The organism is Moraxella sp. ZY210820 (assembly GCF_030674635.1).
Classification (GTDB): Bacteria; Pseudomonadota; Gammaproteobacteria; order Pseudomonadales; family Moraxellaceae; genus Acinetobacter.
This window is the reverse complement of record NZ_CP089978.1, coordinates 478,020-496,664: the sequence shown is the minus strand read 5'-3', so window position 1 is coordinate 496,664 and position 18,645 is coordinate 478,020. Positions and strand designations below refer to the sequence as shown.

At 35.4% G+C, this 18,645-nt stretch carries 16 protein-coding genes and 2 tRNA genes; 8 read left to right on the top strand and 10 right to left on the bottom strand.

Translation table 11 applies throughout. The features are described from left to right. Positions 1-588 precede the first annotated feature (588 nt). The 5 genes from LU301_RS02445 (at position 589) to LU301_RS02425 (ending at position 6,504) form a co-directional block, all read left to right on the top strand. Complete coding sequence (locus tag LU301_RS02445) at positions 589-4,074, top strand: Rne/Rng family ribonuclease (protein WP_305272196.1); 3,486 nt, start codon at positions 589-591, stop codon at positions 4,072-4,074. Between the two features lie 88 nt (positions 4,075-4,162). Next, positions 4,163-4,822 carry a hypothetical protein gene (locus tag LU301_RS02440; RefSeq protein ID WP_305272194.1) on the top strand — a complete coding sequence of 220 codons (660 nt, stop codon included), beginning with the start codon at positions 4,163-4,165 and terminating at the stop codon, positions 4,820-4,822. A 200-nt stretch (positions 4,823-5,022) separates the two neighbouring features. After that, positions 5,023-5,098 (top strand) — tRNA-Lys (locus LU301_RS02435). A gap of 56 nt (positions 5,099-5,154) precedes the next feature. Then, a tRNA-Lys gene (locus tag LU301_RS02430) sits at positions 5,155-5,230 on the top strand. Positions 5,231-5,283: 53 nt separating this feature from the next. After that, complete coding sequence (locus LU301_RS02425; RefSeq protein ID WP_305272192.1) at positions 5,284-6,504, top strand: multidrug effflux MFS transporter; 1,221 nt, start codon at positions 5,284-5,286, stop codon at positions 6,502-6,504. 54 nt (positions 6,505-6,558) lie between these two features. On the opposite strand, the gene LU301_RS02420 is transcribed toward LU301_RS02425, so the two are convergent. The 3 genes from LU301_RS02420 to rpmB form a co-directional block, all read right to left on the bottom strand. Further along, positions 6,559-7,401 (bottom strand): glycosyltransferase family 8 protein, encoded by an 843-nt coding sequence (locus tag LU301_RS02420; protein ID WP_305272190.1) that lies wholly within the window; start codon positions 7,399-7,401, stop codon positions 6,559-6,561. A 171-nt stretch (positions 7,402-7,572) separates the two neighbouring features. Then, positions 7,573-7,728: a 50S ribosomal protein L33 gene (gene rpmG, locus LU301_RS02415; protein WP_001205031.1), complete on the bottom strand. Its 156-nt coding sequence runs from the start codon at positions 7,726-7,728 to the stop codon at positions 7,573-7,575. Between the two features lie 12 nt (positions 7,729-7,740). Further along, positions 7,741-7,977 (bottom strand): 50S ribosomal protein L28, encoded by a 237-nt coding sequence (gene rpmB, locus LU301_RS02410; RefSeq protein ID WP_305272186.1) that lies wholly within the window; start codon positions 7,975-7,977, stop codon positions 7,741-7,743. A 350-nt stretch (positions 7,978-8,327) separates the two neighbouring features. Between rpmB and LU301_RS02405 the strand changes: the two genes are divergently transcribed. From LU301_RS02405 to glnA, 3 genes are all read left to right on the top strand, one after another. Beyond that, positions 8,328-8,978, top strand: coding sequence for a TetR/AcrR family transcriptional regulator (locus LU301_RS02405; RefSeq protein ID WP_305272184.1), 651 nt, complete (start codon positions 8,328-8,330; stop codon positions 8,976-8,978). Positions 8,979-9,072: 94 nt separating this feature from the next. Then, on the top strand, positions 9,073-9,939 hold the full coding sequence (gene purU, locus LU301_RS02400) for a formyltetrahydrofolate deformylase (RefSeq protein ID WP_305272182.1): 867 nt from the start codon (positions 9,073-9,075) through the stop codon (positions 9,937-9,939). Positions 9,940-10,520: 581 nt separating this feature from the next. Then, positions 10,521-11,930, top strand: coding sequence for a type I glutamate--ammonia ligase (glnA, locus tag LU301_RS02395; protein WP_305272180.1), 1,410 nt, complete (start codon positions 10,521-10,523; stop codon positions 11,928-11,930). A 282-nt stretch (positions 11,931-12,212) separates the two neighbouring features. Here glnA and LU301_RS02390 read toward each other — a convergent pair whose 3' ends face one another. The 7 genes from LU301_RS02390 to hisC all read right to left on the bottom strand — a co-directional run bounded on the left by LU301_RS02390 (position 12,213) and on the right by hisC (position 18,549). After that, on the bottom strand, positions 12,213-12,428 hold the full coding sequence (locus LU301_RS02390) for a hypothetical protein (protein WP_305272178.1): 216 nt from the start codon (positions 12,426-12,428) through the stop codon (positions 12,213-12,215). 1 nt (position 12,429) lies between these two features. Beyond that, complete coding sequence (locus LU301_RS02385) at positions 12,430-12,756, bottom strand: hypothetical protein (RefSeq protein WP_305272176.1); 327 nt, start codon at positions 12,754-12,756, stop codon at positions 12,430-12,432. Beyond that, positions 12,717-13,289, bottom strand: a complete 573-nt coding sequence (locus LU301_RS02380; protein ID WP_305272174.1) for a hypothetical protein — start codon at positions 13,287-13,289, stop codon at positions 12,717-12,719. The genes LU301_RS02385 and LU301_RS02380 overlap by 40 nt, the downstream gene beginning before the upstream one ends. 2 nt (positions 13,290-13,291) lie before the next feature. Continuing rightward, the gene (locus tag LU301_RS02375; RefSeq protein ID WP_305272172.1) at positions 13,292-14,062 is read right to left on the bottom strand and encodes a polymorphic toxin type 34 domain-containing protein; all 771 of its coding nucleotides are present in this window, start codon (positions 14,060-14,062) and stop codon (positions 13,292-13,294) included. A 129-nt stretch (positions 14,063-14,191) separates the two neighbouring features. Then, positions 14,192-16,438: a bifunctional prephenate dehydrogenase/3-phosphoshikimate 1-carboxyvinyltransferase gene (locus tag LU301_RS02370; protein WP_305273921.1), complete on the bottom strand. Its 2,247-nt coding sequence runs from the start codon at positions 16,436-16,438 to the stop codon at positions 14,192-14,194. Then, positions 16,435-17,358, bottom strand: a complete 924-nt coding sequence (locus LU301_RS02365; protein WP_432525803.1) for an Rpn family recombination-promoting nuclease/putative transposase — start codon at positions 17,356-17,358, stop codon at positions 16,435-16,437. Before LU301_RS02365 ends, LU301_RS02370 begins: the two co-directional genes overlap by 4 nt. A 108-nt stretch (positions 17,359-17,466) precedes the next feature. After that, positions 17,467-18,549: a histidinol-phosphate transaminase gene (hisC, locus tag LU301_RS02360; RefSeq protein ID WP_305272168.1), complete on the bottom strand. Its 1,083-nt coding sequence runs from the start codon at positions 18,547-18,549 to the stop codon at positions 17,467-17,469. Positions 18,550-18,645: the final 96 nt, after the last annotated feature.

Genomic DNA, 18,645 nt, shown 5'->3' with positions numbered 1-18,645 from the left:
ATAATTGACGCAACAAATAAGCAATCATCTACATATTTTCGGTAACGAGTTTGGTTTAGATTGACTTATTTTGGTATCGATACGATGTAACATTCCGTATCCAACATCATCAGAACAATGTTGAAATAAGTACCAAATGGAAAATTCATTATGAATAAATCCCAAAAGTTAATACAACTCGTCAATCCAGTGAAAATTTATGAGATGAATGGAATAATTTTAATCTATCCCATATCTTAATTATCAAAATTTGATATGCCTTAACCATAATATTAATGATATAACACAAACTCATTAATATAAATTGATGTCAGAGGGATTATCACTTTATATAAGTAAGATAGTTGGTGTAAGTGATATAAATATAAACTTGCATTTTCCATTAACGCTTTTCAGAAATCAGAAAGTTTCACTGAGCTATAGGAATAATTGCAACCATAAATGATACCTGTGATTAGCCTCATATCAGCTATTCGGTCATCATTAAAGCAATTTATATGCTGGTTAATATCTTAAGACTACACTTCTCTTTTATGTATTGAATTATTCATATTGTTTATTTGTGTAATAAAAACAGGTATTACACCCATGAAACGTATGCTTATCAATGCAACTCACCCTGAAGAGGTTCGTGTTGCCCTAGTTACTGGTCGCCGCTTATATGATTTTGACTTAGAAAATCGTACACGTGAACAGAAAAAATCTAATATCTACAAGGGACATATTACTCGTGTAGAACCATCTTTAGAAGCAGTTTTTGTCGAATATGGTGCACAAAAACAAGGTTTCTTATCTATCAAAGAAATTGACCGTGCTTATTTTCATGGCGACCCACGCAATGAACATTTAAGTATTTATGAGTTAATTCCAGTCGGTACTGAAGTTTTAGTACAAGTGGAAAAAGAAGAGCGTGGCAATAAAGGGGCTGCGTTATCAACTTTTATTTCATTGGCAGGACGTTATCTGGTTTTAATGCCGAATAATCCAAAAGGTGGCGGTATTAGCCGTCAGATTTCTGGTTCAACACGTGAAGAATTAAAACAAAATCTTGCAGCATTAAATCTACCACAAGGTATGAGTGTCATTGTGCGTACTGCAGGTATTGGACGTAGTTTAGACGAATTACAAGCGGATTTACAGCATTTATTAGCCTTATGGCAACAAATTCAAGCAATGGCAAACTCTGGTCCATCTCCAATGCTAATCCATCAAGAAGCAGGGGTTGTAACTCGTGCTTTGCGTGATTATTTGCGTGATGATGTCGCTGAAATTTTAATTGATAGCAAACAAGCCTATGATGAAGCTTATCATTTCATCAAAACGGTTATGCCACATCAATTAAATAAATTACATACTTATACCCTAGAAGAGCCTTTATTTGCTTATTATGGTGTTGAAAATCAAATTCAAACAGCTTATGAGCGTGAAGTTAAATTGCCATCTGGTGGTTCAATTGTCATTGACCAAACCGAAGCCTTAGTTTCTATCGATATTAACTCAGCTAAAGCAACACGTGGTGGTGATGTTGAAGAAACTGCTCTCAATACCAACTTAGAAGCTGCTGAAGAAATCGCACGCCAATTGCGTATTCGTGATATGGGCGGTTTAATTGTGATTGACTTTATCGATATGGGTAAAGAACGTCATCAACGTATGGTAGAAGCAAAATTGCGTGAAGCAACACAAAGCGACCGTGCAAGAATCCAATTTGGACAGCTTTCTCGTTTTGGCTTGATGGAAATGAGCCGTCAGCGTTTACGTCCATCATTAGAAGAAGCAACTGGCTATGTTTGTCCACGTTGTCATGGTACAGGTATGGTGCGTGATTTACGCTCATTATCATTATCGATTATGCGTAAAATTGAAGAATTAGCTTTACAACATCGTCAAGGTGAAGTACAGGTTGAAGTACCTGTAGAGATTGCCGCATTTTTACTTAATGAAAAACGCCATAGTCTTGTGTATTTAGAGCAAACATCGAATGTGCGTGTAACAGTTTTACCACATCCACATTTGGAAACACCACATTTTAATATTCAATTTAATCCTGATGGCTATGCACCAAGCAGTTATGAACGTACCGAAGCAACACGTTCAAGTGAAAAAGAATTAGGTTATGAATTATCTGAATGGCATTTAAATGAAGCTGAGCAAAATGGCTTACAACAAGTAATTACTCAGCAAGCTAAAAAAGCTGAACAGACACCTCAACAAACTAAATCTGTAACAGAAGCTCATCTAGCACAAGTCAATCATGCACCACAAACAACTACAAGCCCTTGTGCATGGTTAGAAAATTTATTTGTGCAAAAACAAGCTAAAACCATTGACCAAAGCCGTACTGCTCGTAATGCCGCAGCATCAATTGAAGCGATGATTAATAATGGTGCAATTAGCCGTGGACAATTTGGACATATTCATCACGAACCCGTTGCTCAAGCACAAGCAATTACAACACCAACAATGGGTGAAACACCTGCTTATGCACATAAAGCTCCTGTCGTAGAAACCGAAAAAGTGGAAAAAAGTTCACGCCAAAATAAAAAATCACGCAAAAAAGAAGCAGTAGAACATCAAGTTCATGAAGAAATTATCCAAATTTCTCGCCATGAGCAACGCCAAGAACAACGTGAAAAACGTCAGCAAAAACGTCAAGAACAGGAGATTCCACGTCGTGAGCCAAATCAAACACGTCCACAACGTCCTGTACGCCAACGTGATGCAAGTGTTTTAACTGCTGATGACGATCTTACTCCTATTGCAACGCCAGTAGCTAATGAACAAATCAATGATACAGCACCAGCAGAAACAACTCATACCCGCAAACCACGTCGTGAGCGTCATGCTGAAACTGAAGCCATAGCACAAACTACAACTACACCAGTTGTTGAAAGTAGCACAACCGAAAATCCTACTATTCGTGTAGAAATGATTGATGTACCACAACATCAAATCATGAATACAGCTTTGGTGGTGAATATTGACCAAGCACAAAGTGAAATCATCACGCTAATTCCTGAGCAATTAAAAGTATCTGCTCCAGTTGAAACTACGGTAATTCATAATGATGAAAAGGTCGCTACACCAACAGAAACAGTAGTAGCAAGCACAGAGCCAATGACTACAGAAACGGTCGCTACGGTTGAGCCTGTCATCGCACCTGTAGATGAAACTGCACTAAAAGCTCCTGTACAACGTGCAAGTAATGACCCACGTTTACGCCGTAAACAGGCACAAGCTGAAGTTCAAACTATTGCAGAAGTGAAATTGACTGCAACACAAATTCCAACTTTAGCTCAATACAATGTAGGACAATTGATTCGTCATGTTTATGGTGATGATTGTCAAGTATTAATTGAACAATTTGGTTTAATTCCTACTTTTAATCGTGCTTTGGGTAAATTTGTTGAACAATATAATCAACAACATACTCAAGCTCATAATACATCAGAAAAGAAAACGGTTACACGTGATGTTGCAGTACCAAGCATGACTGTAACAAATACAGAAGAGCCTGCACCTGTGTTAGATATCACACCACCTGTACGCCCTACTGCTCGTTTAGCGAATGACCCACGTGTACGCCGTGAATTAGCAAAACAAGCTAAAGAGCAAGAATATCAACAACGTCAGCAACAAATGCAAGCGAATACTGCAAATGTTACAACCTCATCTGATGATGTTCAAGCTGAAGCTGAAAATCAAGTTGTATCAACTCAACAACCTGCAGAAGAGCAAATTGAAGTTACACCAACTGAAGCTATAGAAGTTAAAGAAGCTATAGAAGTTAAAACAGAAGTGGTAAATGCTGATGATGTAGTTAATGTAAATCCTGAAGCTGAAACATTAACTTCTAATGATGAACCAGCAGTAACCCCTATAGAACAAGAGGTTCGTACTTTTCAACAAGCACAACAACGTGCCCAAATCGGTTTTAGTTTAGAAGCTCAATCTGCAATTGCTCAACTGACAGGGCAAATGTTGATGAATGCAAATCTATTTGGTGATGAGACTTCATCTGAGAAAGTACCACGTTCTATACGCCGTCCACGTGGACGCCCACCAAAAAAATAATGGTATAATCATAAAAATCTAGCAGAAATGCTAGATTTTTTTATGTAAATCGATTATAAATAAAATAAATCATCATAGGAATTAAATTATGAAATTAAACTATATCCTACCATTACTCGCACTCAGTATGAGTCCTATGGCAATCGCTGATGTATCGCCTGCACTTGAACGTGATTTTATGCAAACCTTCACACAGTGTAATGGTTCAATGTTTAAACTTATTAAGAAGCATAAAGCTGAATTAAGTCAATATGCCCCCATTATTGAAAAAGATAACATTGCCTATTTTGCAACAAATGAACAGGGCTGGGTAAATTTTAATAAACCTTTAGTTATCAATAATATTGAATTGACTGGTTATTTTCAATATCAATCTGAACTTGATGATATGGAATTTAGCGAAGAAGATTTAGAGCAAACCCCTATTGATGCTTTACAACGTCAAGACTATCATTTTTGGGGCTTTACTACCAATGAACCAAATGAAAAACGTCTAACACGTAAACTCAGCTCATTAAATTTACATCGTCATCATCATTTACGCTATATGACCCATCAAGTCATATATGATGTACGTAAATCACAAAAATGGCATACCAAAGATTTAGGTTGGGGTAAATTCCCTGCACCTTATAGCCTAGAACTTACCATGTATATCGATGGGAATGATAACCCTGTTTCATTAACTTGCACTATACAAGGTGAAGTTACACCAAAAATTCTTAAACAAATTCGCCCTGATTTATAAAACAAATGACAATATAAAATGATATAGAACATTTATCTATATCATTTTATTGTTCTATATGTCTCTTATTGGATAAAAATGCTTATTAAATCAGCATTAATTGCCAAAATCGTATTCTTTTCAATCAATTAAAATATTTTTTATAATTTCCTATTGCACTTTAGCGAAACTCTGCTATAATACGCTCCATCACAGAGAATGGGTCGTTAGCTCAGTTGGTAGAGCAGCGGACTTTTAATCCGTTGGTCCCGCGTTCGAGTCGCGGACGACCCACCATATTAATGTGATAATATCTTCTTAATTATATTTAATGAAAATTAAATCTCCAAAATGGGTCGTTAGCTCAGTTGGTAGAGCAGCGGACTTTTAATCCGTTGGTCCCGCGTTCGAGTCGCGGACGACCCACCATTTACTTAAAGTATTTATTACTATCTAATATATTACTTATATAATATCTATTAATGTCTCAACCCAATTTATCCAATCGTCAAATAGCATGGCTCTTGGCTAGTTTATCTGCAATTATGCCTTTTGCCATTGATGTTTATCTACCAGCAGTACCTTCCATGGCTGAAGCACTCAAAGTCAGTAGTGCTGATATTCAACAAAATCTTAGTATGTTTTTAATCGGACAAGCCTTTGGTTTAATCATCGGTGGAACCATTTCCGATATTAAAGGACGTAAACCTATCGTACTCTGTGGACTAATTATTTTTGCTCTTAGTTCACTACTTTTAATGTTTATTGATAGCATTCAACAATTACTTTTCATACGCTTTATACAAGCAATTGGTGCAGGTATGATTGCAGCAATGGGTGGGGCAATTGTCAGAGATTATTATGATGGTCAGCAAGCCGCTCAAATTTTTGCTTTAATTGGCTTAATTATGATGATGGCACCATTACTTGCACCAACAATTGGCTCAACTTTACATTATTTATTTAATTGGCAAGCAATTTTTGCCTTTTTAACCATTTATTCATGTCTTATTTTCATCATACAACTTAAATTTTTACCACAAAAAGTCATTATATCAGATGCACCATCATGGTCTATACTTAGCCATCAAATATTACAACGCTACCAACGTGTATTAACCACACGTCCTGCATTAGGCTTTTTATTTGCACAATCTTTTAGTTTTGCTGCAATGTTCTGCTTTCTTACAGAATCACCTTTTGTTTATATGCAATATTTCCAACTTAGTGAATTTCACTATGCATCAGTCTTTGCTTGTAATCTTCTCGCTATGATGATATTTAATCGCATTACCGCATGGAAACTAAAACAAGGTATCGCCCCACATAAAATTTTACGCTATGGTGTGATATTTCAATCTATTTTAAATATCAGCCTATTTTTAATCGTTTTAATTGATAATACTCCACCTTTATGGCTATTTATCAGTTTAGTTTGCTTATCTGTTGGTACACAAGGTTTTGTTGGTGCTAATACACAGGCTTGTTTTATGCAATTCTTTAAAACAGAAGGTGGCAGTGCCAATGGTGTACTTCTTTCTGCACAAGCATTAATTGCCGCTAGTGTCGGCTATTTAACAACACAATTACATAATAATAGCCTAATGATTATGCCAATGATGATGATGTTTTCTAGTTTAATCGGCATTAGTTTATTATGGCTATGCTCACGCCAAATATGGCAAAATCAATCACATTCATAAATTTATTCTCCTTACTTATAAAAAGTGTGATTTACACAAATCACGCTTTTTATTTTATACTACATCACCTGATTTCCATGTACGTTTTTTCTTAATTTCCTCCCACTCCAAATCTTCATAGAAAATGTATAACTCTTCATAAGGTACTTCAATTCCCTGTTCATTAAATGGCTCAAGTTCATTATATTGAATAATATAAGGTGTATGCCCTTCTACATCTAATGCTTCATCAACAAATTGTGGTGCTTGATGTTGTTCAAAAATATATTTAATACCCGCTTGGAAATTATATAATTTCGACAAAGGATACCAACGCTCTACACAAACTAAGTTCAATATGTCTTGTTCAGCAAAAGTAAGTTGTTTTTGTTCCCTTAAAGCACGATACATTTGCCAATAAAATGGACTTTTATTACATAAATCCACATTAAATAAAATCATACCTGCATTAAAATAGGGTTTTAAATCTGGGAAACGGTGATGTGTTACACTTAAATGGTCTAAAAATAAATCAGGAGTAGCCGCTAAAGCGTAATCTGTTAAATCTAATTTCCATAAAGATTTTAAAGAAGCATTAACAATACACTGATTATTTAAAAATAATACACGTTCAGCCTTAACCAATTGTGGTATAGATAGCTTTAAATAAGCATAATAATTCATATTTTCATGTAAAGGCTCATATTGCATAAAAATTTGTGAATTTACTTCAATAGAAATAACTTCACAATTTAATTCATATAAATAAGTATTCAGCTTAACAAACCATTCTGCCGTAATATCTGCATGAATAATATGAAATTTAACATTTTCATGATGAAAACATACCGATTTCATCAAGATAATAGTTTTTTCTATCTGCTGCATACTGGAAATTAATGCAATATCAATCGACATTATGAGACCCTAAAAATATTGAATACACGCATTGTACAATCCATCCTATTATTTGTCTATGGTTTTGTGATATTTCTCTCATTTTATGATGATATATTATTCCTATCATCTTATAAGTAATAAAAAAGAGATAACATGACTGCTATCTCTCTTTGTAAAGATGCTAAAATCTTATTTAATTTTAGCTTCTTTAAAAATAACGTGCTGACGGATTTTTGGATCAAATTTTTTGATTTCCATTTTTTCCGGCATTGTACGCTTGTTTTTAGTCGTGGTATAGAAATAACCTGTACCTGCACTTGACACTAAACGGATTTTATCACGCATGGCGATGACTCCTTAAATCTTTTGACCTTGAGCACGAAGATCAGCAACAACTGCTTCAATACCCAATTTATCGATGATACGCATACCTTTAGTAGATACACGAATACGCACAAAGCGTTTTTCGCTTTCTAACCAAAAACGATGGTAGTGCAGGTTCGGCTCGAACCGGCGTTTAGTTTTGTTGTTGGCGTGCGAAACGTTATTACCTACGATCGGACGCTTGCCGGTAACTTGGCAAACCTTAGACATGGTAGAACTCCATTGATTTCAACTGTACCTAGACAGAGAACATCTTTAAGAAACTATGAACTATATTTAAGCGTATATTTATAGCAAAAAAACATACAAAATGCAAGTTTTTTTGTATCATGCACTATCATATAGAGTATTTATTGTCCAATTTGGGTTAAAATATTGGACACTGTCAATTTTGCATAAATTATACAGAATAATCTTGATTTTTTCTAGCGATGATGACTATTTGTTTTTAAGTATGTTTATTTTTTATACTTATTTTTATTTTTCATAAAAGACTTGTTTTTTGACCATCAATTTTGCTACAATTTTAGAGTATTTATTCTATTTTGTAGTTTAGAATTATGAAAAAAGCTCAGCGTACCAAACAACGCATTTTAGATGTTAGTTTACAACTATTCAATGAACATGGTGAACGTAGTATCAGTACTAATCATATTTGCAATGCCTTAGACATTAGTCCAGGTAATTTATATTATCATTTTACCAATAAAGATGAAATTATTAAACAATTATTATTACAATATCAACAAAATACCTTAGCTTATTTAACTGTACCTAGTGATCGTGAACTGGTTGCAGAAGATAAAGTTAAATATTTTGACTTACTCAGTAAACAGATTTGGGATTATCGTTTTTTACATCGTGATATTTACCATCTCATTGAAAATGAAGAATTTAAATCATTATACCGTCAATTTTCTCAACAAGTAATGCAACAAAGTCGCTTAATTTATCAAGCCTTTATTAATGCTCAACTAATGGCAATGAATGAGCAAGAATTAGAAGCATTGATTATTAACCTGTGGATTGTATTAACCAATTGGGGAAATTTCTTACTAATTACAGGACACGGTGAGCAAGCCAATGATCAACATTGGAAATGGCAAGCACTTAGACAAATTGCTTTTTTAGAAATGCCTTATTTAACAAGTGCAAGCCGAGAAAGTTATGCCAAAATTTTAAAATTATTACAAGACGTTGATATATTCTAATCATCACCTGTTGTAATTTAATATGTCTATTACTTGTATTTCACACTAAACTGCGTAAAATATAGCAAACTTATTTTCTATAGAAGATTACAAGATGAACAAATGCACCAATAATACTGCACGCTTACTGATTACTTGCGATGATAAATCAGGTATCGTACAAGCTGTTTCAAGTTTTTTATATCATCAAGGGGCAAATATTACCGCTCTTGACCAATATGCTACCGCACCAACAGGCGGACGTTATTTTATGCGTGTAGAATTTGAATTAGACCAATTAAGCTCGCGAAAAGAAACATTACAACAAACTTTCGCTACCAATGTCGCAGAACGTTATGATATGCAATGGCGTTTTGCTTTTGTTGGCGATGTGAAAAAAGTGGGGATTTTAGTTTCTAAAGTTGATCACGCATTACTTGAATTATTATGGCGTCATGCTCGTGGTTCATTACCATGTGAAATTACTCATGTCGTGTCTAACCACCCTGATTTACGTGAATCTGTTGAGAATTTTGGCATTCCATTTACCGTTATTCCTGTAAATAAAGACAATAAAGTGGAAGCCTATCGCCAAATGAATGAATTATTAAAAGATAATGATTTATTAGTATTAGCTCGCTATATGCAAATTTTAAATGAAGAATTTGTTGATCAATGGGATACCAAAATTATTAATATTCACCATTCATTCTTACCTGCTTTTGTCGGTGCAAATCCTTATCAACAAGCTTATGATAAAGGTGTAAAATTAATTGGTGCAACCGCTCATTATGTAACAGCAGAGCTTGATCAAGGTCCTATTATTGAGCAAGATGTAGAGCGTGTTAGCCATAATTTTACTGTAGAAGAATTGCGTGAATTAGGTGAAGATGTAGAACGTAACGTTTTGGCTCGTGCAGTAAAATGGCACTTAGAAGACCGTATTATTGTTGATGGCAATAAAACCGTTGTTTTCCAATAAATTGAGTATAAAATAAAAGACATCATCACGATGTCTTTTATTTTTATTGATAAGTCTTAGCGAATATTGCGGATTAAGATTTGCCGTAGAACCAAGTCGCAGCAATAAAAATCGCAAAAGCTAAAACTAGTAATACAGGAACTAACATAATTGGGTACTCACTATTGTGTGGTTTATAAGTATTATTATGCGATAGTTTTATGACAGAATGATGACAAAACTTATCAAATTTATCATTTGCTTATTATTTATACAAAATATCATCTTTTAATAGGTTTTATCCATGATATTAATTGTTTTAAAATAGTGCATTTAACAGCCAAAAATCTATTAAATATGCTACAATCTGTGTTATCTTTTATGTAATTAACCTAAGGCTTAACTTAAAGTAGATTTCTTCATGTTCAAAACAATTAAGTGATTGTTTATTAATATAATCTATGTATGAACATTTGAGCTAAATTTTATTTTTTGACATTAAATCAAAAATTAGCATCATCATGACTTAGGTTAGAATCGTTATTTTAATAATTTCGCATTGAGCAGTCGCTAATGCAACAGACATTTTTGGAGTTTTAATAATGTCAAATAAAGTTCTTGCTCTTATCGAAGAAAGCGGAGCAAAATGGGTTGATTTCCGCTTTACCGATACTAAAGGTAAAGAAAAACACGTTACCTTCCCTGCTCATAGTATCGATGAAGATACTTTTGAAGACGGTAAAATGTTTGATGGCTCATCAATTGATGGTTGGAAAGGCATTGAAGCATCAGATATGATTTTACTTCCAGATGCTGAAACCGCATTTATCGACCCATTTTTTGCAGAAGCGACCGTAGTTGTAACCTGTGATGTCATTGAACCAGCAACAGGTCTAGGCTATGAGCGTGATCCACGTTCGATTGCTCGCCGTGCAGAAGAATATTTAAAAGCAACAGGTATTGGTGATACTGCATTTTTCGGACCTGAGCCTGAATTTTTTGTGTTTGACGAAGTAAAATGGGATATCGATATGTCTGGTGCTCGTCATACCATTATCGCAGAAAATGCAGCATGGTCTACAGGTAAAGATTATGATGCTGGTAACTCAGGACATCGTCCAGGTGTAAAAGGGGCTTATTTTGCTCTACCACCGATTGATGCAACACAAGACATGCGTGCTGAAATGTGTAATCGCATTGAAGAAATTATTGGTGAAGGGCGTGTAGAAGTACATCATGGTGAAGTTGCATCATGCCAATTAGAAATTGGTGTATCATTTAATACCATGGTGCGTAAAGCCGATGAAGTACAACAATTTAAATATGTGGTATGGAATGTTGCTCATCAATATGCTAAAACTGCAACCTTTATGCCTAAACCAATGGTAGGTGATAATGGTTCAGGTATGCATGTACATATTTCTATTTCTAAAGATGGTAAAAACTTATTTGCTGGCGATGAATATGCAGGTTTATCTGAAACTGCATTATATTTTATTGGTGGTGTGATTAAGCATGGTCGTGCTTTAAATGCAATTACTAACCCATCAACTAACTCATATAAACGTTTAGTACCACATTATGAAGCTCCAATTATGTTGGCATATTCAGCAAGTAACCGTTCTGCTTCTATCCGTATTCCTTATGTCTCTAATCCAAAAGGTAAGCGTGTAGAAGTACGTTTCCCTGACCCAATGATGAACCCATACATTGGCTTTGCAGCTTTATTGATGGCAGGTCTTGATGGTATTCAAAACAAAATTCACCCCGGTGAAGCAGCGGATAAAAACTTGTATGATTTACCGCCAGAAGAAGAGCAAAATGTACCAACAGTTGCTCATAGCTTAGAAATGGCATTAGAAGCATTGCAAAATGACCACGAATTTTTATTAAAAGGTGGTGTATTTACCAAAGAAATGCTCGATGCTTATATTGAGTTAAAAACGGAAGAAGTTCGCCGTTTAAATACGACAACGCACCCAGTTGAGTTTGATATGTATTATAGTTTATAAGACTGGATATAAATAAAACAAGGCATTCATGGAGTGCCTTGTTTTTGTTTGGGATGATGATGAGCTTATATCAATCTCAATCCAATTGGTAAGTTTTCAAGTAATTATGAACGCCTTTTCACTTGTTGCACTTAGATTATATATTCAAGAGAAGTAAAAAATCGGCATTTAAAAACTGATATTTTAAAATGAACAACCCGTTCAAATGATGAACTTCTCTTTAGGTAAGTATCCACTTTCCACCCATCATTTAAAGTAGTAGAAGTTCTATCTTGACCTACTCTAGTAAGGTCTTAATTCAGGATAATCTAAATAAACATATTTTTCTAACACATCTATCAAGTTTGCCATTGAATGAGCATATTGTAGCCGAATATCATTTTTAATGGACTCATCATCTATACTATTATAGATATTCAATAAATTCATATTTAATGATTTAATTGAGATTTGGCACTGCTCATAAACAAGTATAGCTTGTTCTTTCGTTAATTTCATCTTATTTACTCATACACTCATAATCAGCTAAACATTGTGAATAACATTTTTGAAAATTCATACTTTGTATATCTTTGTCTGGAAGTATCTCCATACATTTTTCAATACACATTGATTTTACTTGTTTACATCTTGCTCTTTCATCATCATTATTTAGTTTACTAGAATCAACCACATCAATATCAGTATTAGCATTTGCCGAAGCAATTGGTTTAGCGCCAGTTTGTTTCTTTAACTCATCTGCAACATCCACAACAAAATATTTCTGTTTATCAATCTTACTTTTTGCTATTCTAAGTCCAAAATTTCTAAAGCCACTTCTGCCCATTCTTGCACATCAATGTCTTCATCTTCGAGTAAACGATGTAACGCACTTCTGACTTCTTCACAATCAGGCATTTTTGATAAACTAAAGGCTGATGCGGAACGAATACCTGCTGATTTATGCTGACTTGCACTTAATATCATTTGATAAATCTCATCAGATACTGGGACTTTATCTCTATGGAAACCATAAAAATGTCCCAATGCACAAATCGCAGCACTTTTAACCAAAAGACGTTTATCTTGAGATAATTTAAACAAAACCTCTGGGATTTGTCTTAAATATTCAATGTTATCGACCTTAATTTGACCAAGAATATAAGCACATACTTCTCGTAAATAATATGGTTTAGCATCTTGTAATGTCAAAACCTGATGAAATAAAAAGTCTGTTGCTCGGAGTTGAATTGTCATACTCGCAAGTGTTCGTACGACATACTCATCACTATAAAGTAATTGAAATAGTGGTTCATCTGTTAATGTTTCCATATAACGCCAAGCAAGACCTTCCACTTCGGTATAATTCCAACTAATCATTTTTAATCCTTACTTTGACGACTATGACGACATTTCCACGCTTTTGCTGTTGCTTTTACCCTATCAGCAGAATATCTATATTGATTAGCCTTTAACCACTCACATTTCTCTTGTGTCCTACCATTATTAGTTTCTGCATTATAATCTTTTTCTATACCAGAGTCTGCCTTATTTCCCTTACCATGTTGTGATAAAAGAGCAAGTTCATTAGCCACTTCCACTACAAAATCTACCGATTCCGCATGACCTGCTTTTGCATTTTTTATGATTTGCTCTGCAATATCATTAAAAGAAACACTCCCTTCCCCTAATTCACAATGGACAATAACTCCTCCAGCTCCACCTTTACAACCTACCGAATATTGCACATGAGATATTTTCTTAAATCTCTCAGCAGGATTATTATAATCTCGAATAGATTGACACCACGCATCACCTACTTGTTTTAAATCTCCTGTAAAGGTTTTATCACCATGCCATGCAGAACAGTTTTTACCATCAGTTTCTGATTGCTTATAAATAATACGATTGTTTTTATAATCTAAAACCCAATCTACTGCTCCTAACAAACTTTCAACTGCGTAATTCACTACATTTGCTCGGCTGACCATTCGTTTGGCGATTTCACTCACTGGCGGAAACTTAAAACCTGTTGGTAAAGTCTTTGCTAGCGCAGGTGCAGTCGTACTACCAGCATTGGCAGATGACACTACTGGCATCAATACCAGACATAATGCCAATAAACCACTCATGATAAAACGAAATAATTTCATTCTCTATCCCTCAATATTAATATAATGAGAATGATTGTATTTTATAAACTTCAATTCGTCAATCTTATTCACGATTAAATCATAAAATACAAAAATCCCCAATTCAGGGGATTTTTATTCAAAGTAAAATCAATATTCTTTTACTGTTAAGTTAATCCCTGCCTGTTGAGCGATATTAGTAAACGTTGGGAAACTGGTTGCCACCGTTTCTGTGCCATGAATAATAATATCCGCATTGGCACGAATACCTGCCACCGCAAAACTCATCGCGATACGATGGTCATGATGTGAAGTAATTTCTCCACCACCAAAAATCGCAGACCAATCGCCTTGTTTGCCTTTGCCATTGATAATCATGCCATCAGCAGTTGGCGTGCAATCAATACCTAATGCTTGTAAACCATCTGCCATTACTTGAATACGGTCGCTTTCTTTCACACGCAATTCTTCCGCACCTGTTAAAACAGTTTGTCCTTCAGCACACGCTGCCGCCACAAATAAGACTGGAAATTCATCAATTGCCAATGGCACTTGCTCTTCTGGAATATGAATACCTTTCAGCGTTTTTGTCCCACGAATACGGATATCCGCAATCGGTTCACCACCTGCAATGCGTTCATTTTCAAGGGTTAAATCCGCTCCCATTTGTTTTAAAATTTCAATCACACCTGTACGAGTTGGGTTAATACCCACCGCTTCAAGGGTAATATCTGCATTTTCACTGATTGCAGCCGCCACCATAAAAAACGCTGCACTTGAAATATCAGCAGGAACACGAATATTGGTTGCGGTTAATTTACCACCACCTTGTAGGCTAATTTTATTGCCATCAGTTTTGACATCATAACCAAAAGCACGCAACATACGCTCCGTATGGTCTCGTGTTGGTTCTGGTTCCATCACTGATGTTTCACCATCTGCCCATAATCCTGCCAATAAAATCCCTGATTTCACTTGAGCAGATGCCATCGGTAAATCATAATGAATACCTTTTAATGACTGTTGTCCTGTAATACTCACTGGCGGCGTGCCTTTTTCGCCTGTCGTTTGAATTTTTGCACCCATTTCACGCAATGGTTTGGCAATTCGTTCCATTGGACGCTTTGATAATGACGCATCGCCTGTCATCACACTATCAAACTTTTGAGCGGACAGCATTCCTGATAATAAACGCATACTGGTGCCAGAGTTACCCATATATAATGCACCAATAGGTGCTTTTAAGCCATGCATGCCTACACCATGAATAGTTACTTCACCATTTTTTGGACCTTCGATGACTACGCCCATGTCACGGAATGCCTGCAATGTTGCTAATGCATCTTCACCTTCTAAAAATCCTGTAACGTGGGTTGTACCTTCAGCAATCGCACCAAACATAATCGAACGATGCGAAATCGATTTATCACCCGCTACAGTAAATCTCCCTGTTAATGGTTTGCTGTTCGGTTGAATGATAAATTGTTGATTCATAGATTGTTTCTCCATTAAAGGGGTTTTACTGAGCATATGATTAAAATGTCGGCGAGCAGAGCGTGCATGACCCAACATTCCCATCAAAGTTTGGCTGTCTTCTTGCTGAATAACCTGTTTAAAATGAGCAAGTTGCTGTTCAAATTCGGATACGGCATTGAGTAATGCGGTTTTATTAGCAAAGAAAATATCATGCCACATTTGTGCATCACTACCAGCGATGCGTGAAAAATCACGGAAACCACCCGCAGCAAAACGAAATATTTCTAAATTATCTTGACGATTGGATAATTGTTCCACCAAGTTAAATGCCATCAAATGTGGTAAATGACTGGTATAGGCTAATATTTGGTCGTGTCGTTCCACGGTCATACAAATCACTTCCGCCCCACCTGCTTGCCACATGGCCGTGATTTTTTCTACGGCTGATGGACAACTACTCTCTAAAGGCGTAACGATGACTTTATGATGGGCGAATAAATCCGCCTTACCTGCATGAACACCACTATTTTCTGCACCTGCAATCGGGTGAGCAGGCACAAAACCTTTGGGTAGCGTATCGCCAAACACCTGTTGTGCTGATGATAACACATTCATTTTGGTACTACCAACATCACTAATGATGGTATTTTCTTGTAGATAAGGTTCGATATTTTTTAATACTTGAGCGGTTGCTTTAACTGGCACCGCAAGCATGATTAAATCCGCATCCGCTATGATAGAATAATCTTGTGAGCCATCATCAATCACGCCTAAAAATATCGCATCAGCAATAGTTTGTGCCTGCATATCCACCGCAACAATACTTTGCGTTAGTTGCTTTTCTCGTAACATACGAGCAAGGCTTGAACCAATTAAACCTAAACCGATAAAGGCGACTTTGTTAAATAAGGTTTGCATTATGGCTCATTCTCCAAAAGATGTGTGATTTCATCCATCGATAATCCAGTCCCTTCAGCAATCATCTCATCAGCAATTCCAAGTCGTTTTAAATTTTTAGCTGTCGCAAGTTTCGCCTGATATTCACCTTGTTCAATCCCTTGTTTAAGCCCTTGTTCAAGACCTTGCTGTAAACCTTGCTCATGCCCATCTGCATAACCATCTTCACGAGAGGTTAAAAGTGCAGATTTTAAATCTCGATACACTTTTAAACTTTGCTCATATTGGTCTCGATCACGGCGGTTAAATTTCGCTAATTCTGCTTTATTAAAGGCCTGATCAAATACCACATCATTATTAAAAATCTGTGGAATAGATTGCAATTCTTCTAAATTTTTAATAAAAAACAACCATTTATCAAGTTGTGTAGAAAGCTCATGTTCTGTTTTACAAAAATTTGGCATTTCCAAATAAACAAAGGTTAATTTATCATAAAATACACGATTGTTTTGATTTTTTAACTGAACGGTATGTACCACTTCATCAGCATCATCGGCTCTATCGTCAAAAGTAAAATTTAAAATGGCGATACAATACACCGCTTTGAGATTATAATCCCAATCACCTTTTTCACCTTGTTCACGAATGGGATAGGTCGTATAAAATAAAGTCCGCTCCTTAAAATAACGTTGCTTTACTTTTTGTAATTCAACAATAAATTTCTCTCCCAGTTCATTTTCACAATAAATATCATAAACTGCTTTACGGTCATCATCAGCAACGCCAAGTTGTTCTGTATTTTTAAAATGTAACTCTTTGATTTGATGATATTCTGGCAAAATTGAATTCAGAAAATCCATCAATAAAGGTTTGCTGGCTTCTTCACCAAAAATTTTCTTAAATCCAAAATCTGTATAAGGATTGATATACTTTGTCGTCATGATGCTTATTCCCATACATTGAATAACAGTTTATTGTACCCCTATTTCTAATAAAAATAAATAGATATAAAAATAAGAGCATATTCACTGAATACGCCCTTATATATTGGATTAAGCAATATTTAACACTTTCGCCAATGCATTTAAAAACTTCTCATTTTCTTTTGCTGTGCCAATCGATACACGAATATGATTGTCTATGCCAACAGCCCGTACAATCACACCTTCACGCAATAAAGCATTAAATACTTCAATGGCATCACGTTCTACATTGACCAGTAAAAAATTGGTACGAGATGGTACATAATTTAAGCCCAGCTTGCTCAAACCTTGCTGTAATTGAGCCATACCCAGTTTATTGATTTGACGAGAATGTTCAATAAAATCTTGATCTTGTAACGCTACCACACCTGCCACCATTGCCAAATGATTGACATTAAACGGCTGACGAATACGGTTTAAATAATTAGTAATCTCTACTGATGCAAAGGCAAAACCCACACGCAATGCCGCTAAACCATAGCATTTTGACATGGAACGAGTGATAATCAAATTAGGATATTGAGCTAAAAATTGTAAACTATCAAAATTTTCAGGGAAATATTCGACATAAGCTTCGTCAAGCACCACAATCACACGGCTTGGAATTTTGTCCATAAATTGTGCAAATTCAGCTTCTTCAAACCATGTACCCGTTGGATTATTTGGATTGGCAATAAAAATGACTTTGGTATTGTCTTGTACTGCATTTGCCATTGCATCTAAATCATGTCCAAAATTTTTTGCAGGTACTTCAATTGCTTGAGCATTTAACGCTTGCGTTACCAAAGCATACACAGCGAAAGCATATTGACTATACACCACACTATCTTTATCGCTAATAAAAGTTCGTGCGATAATTTCTAATACATCATTTGAACCATTACCAAGCGTAATACAATCGTGTGCTATCCCAAATTGTTGTTTAATTTGTTCTTTTAAAATATAACCGCCACCATCAGGGTAACGTCCAATTTCACTAATTTCTTGGGCTACAGCTTGTTTGACTTTATCGGAACAGCCAAGCGGATTTTCATTTGATGCTAGTTTTACAATTTCAGTTAAACCTAATTCACGTTGTAATTCAGAAATTGGTTTGCCTGTTTGATACGGTTTCAGTTGTTCAATACCTTGATGGGCAGATTGAATAGTCATTATCAGTTCCTTATTTTGCAATCATCAAAAAAGAGTAGCGATAACATTTAACGCTCATATCGCTACTCTACAAAATAAATATTTTAAATACAAGAG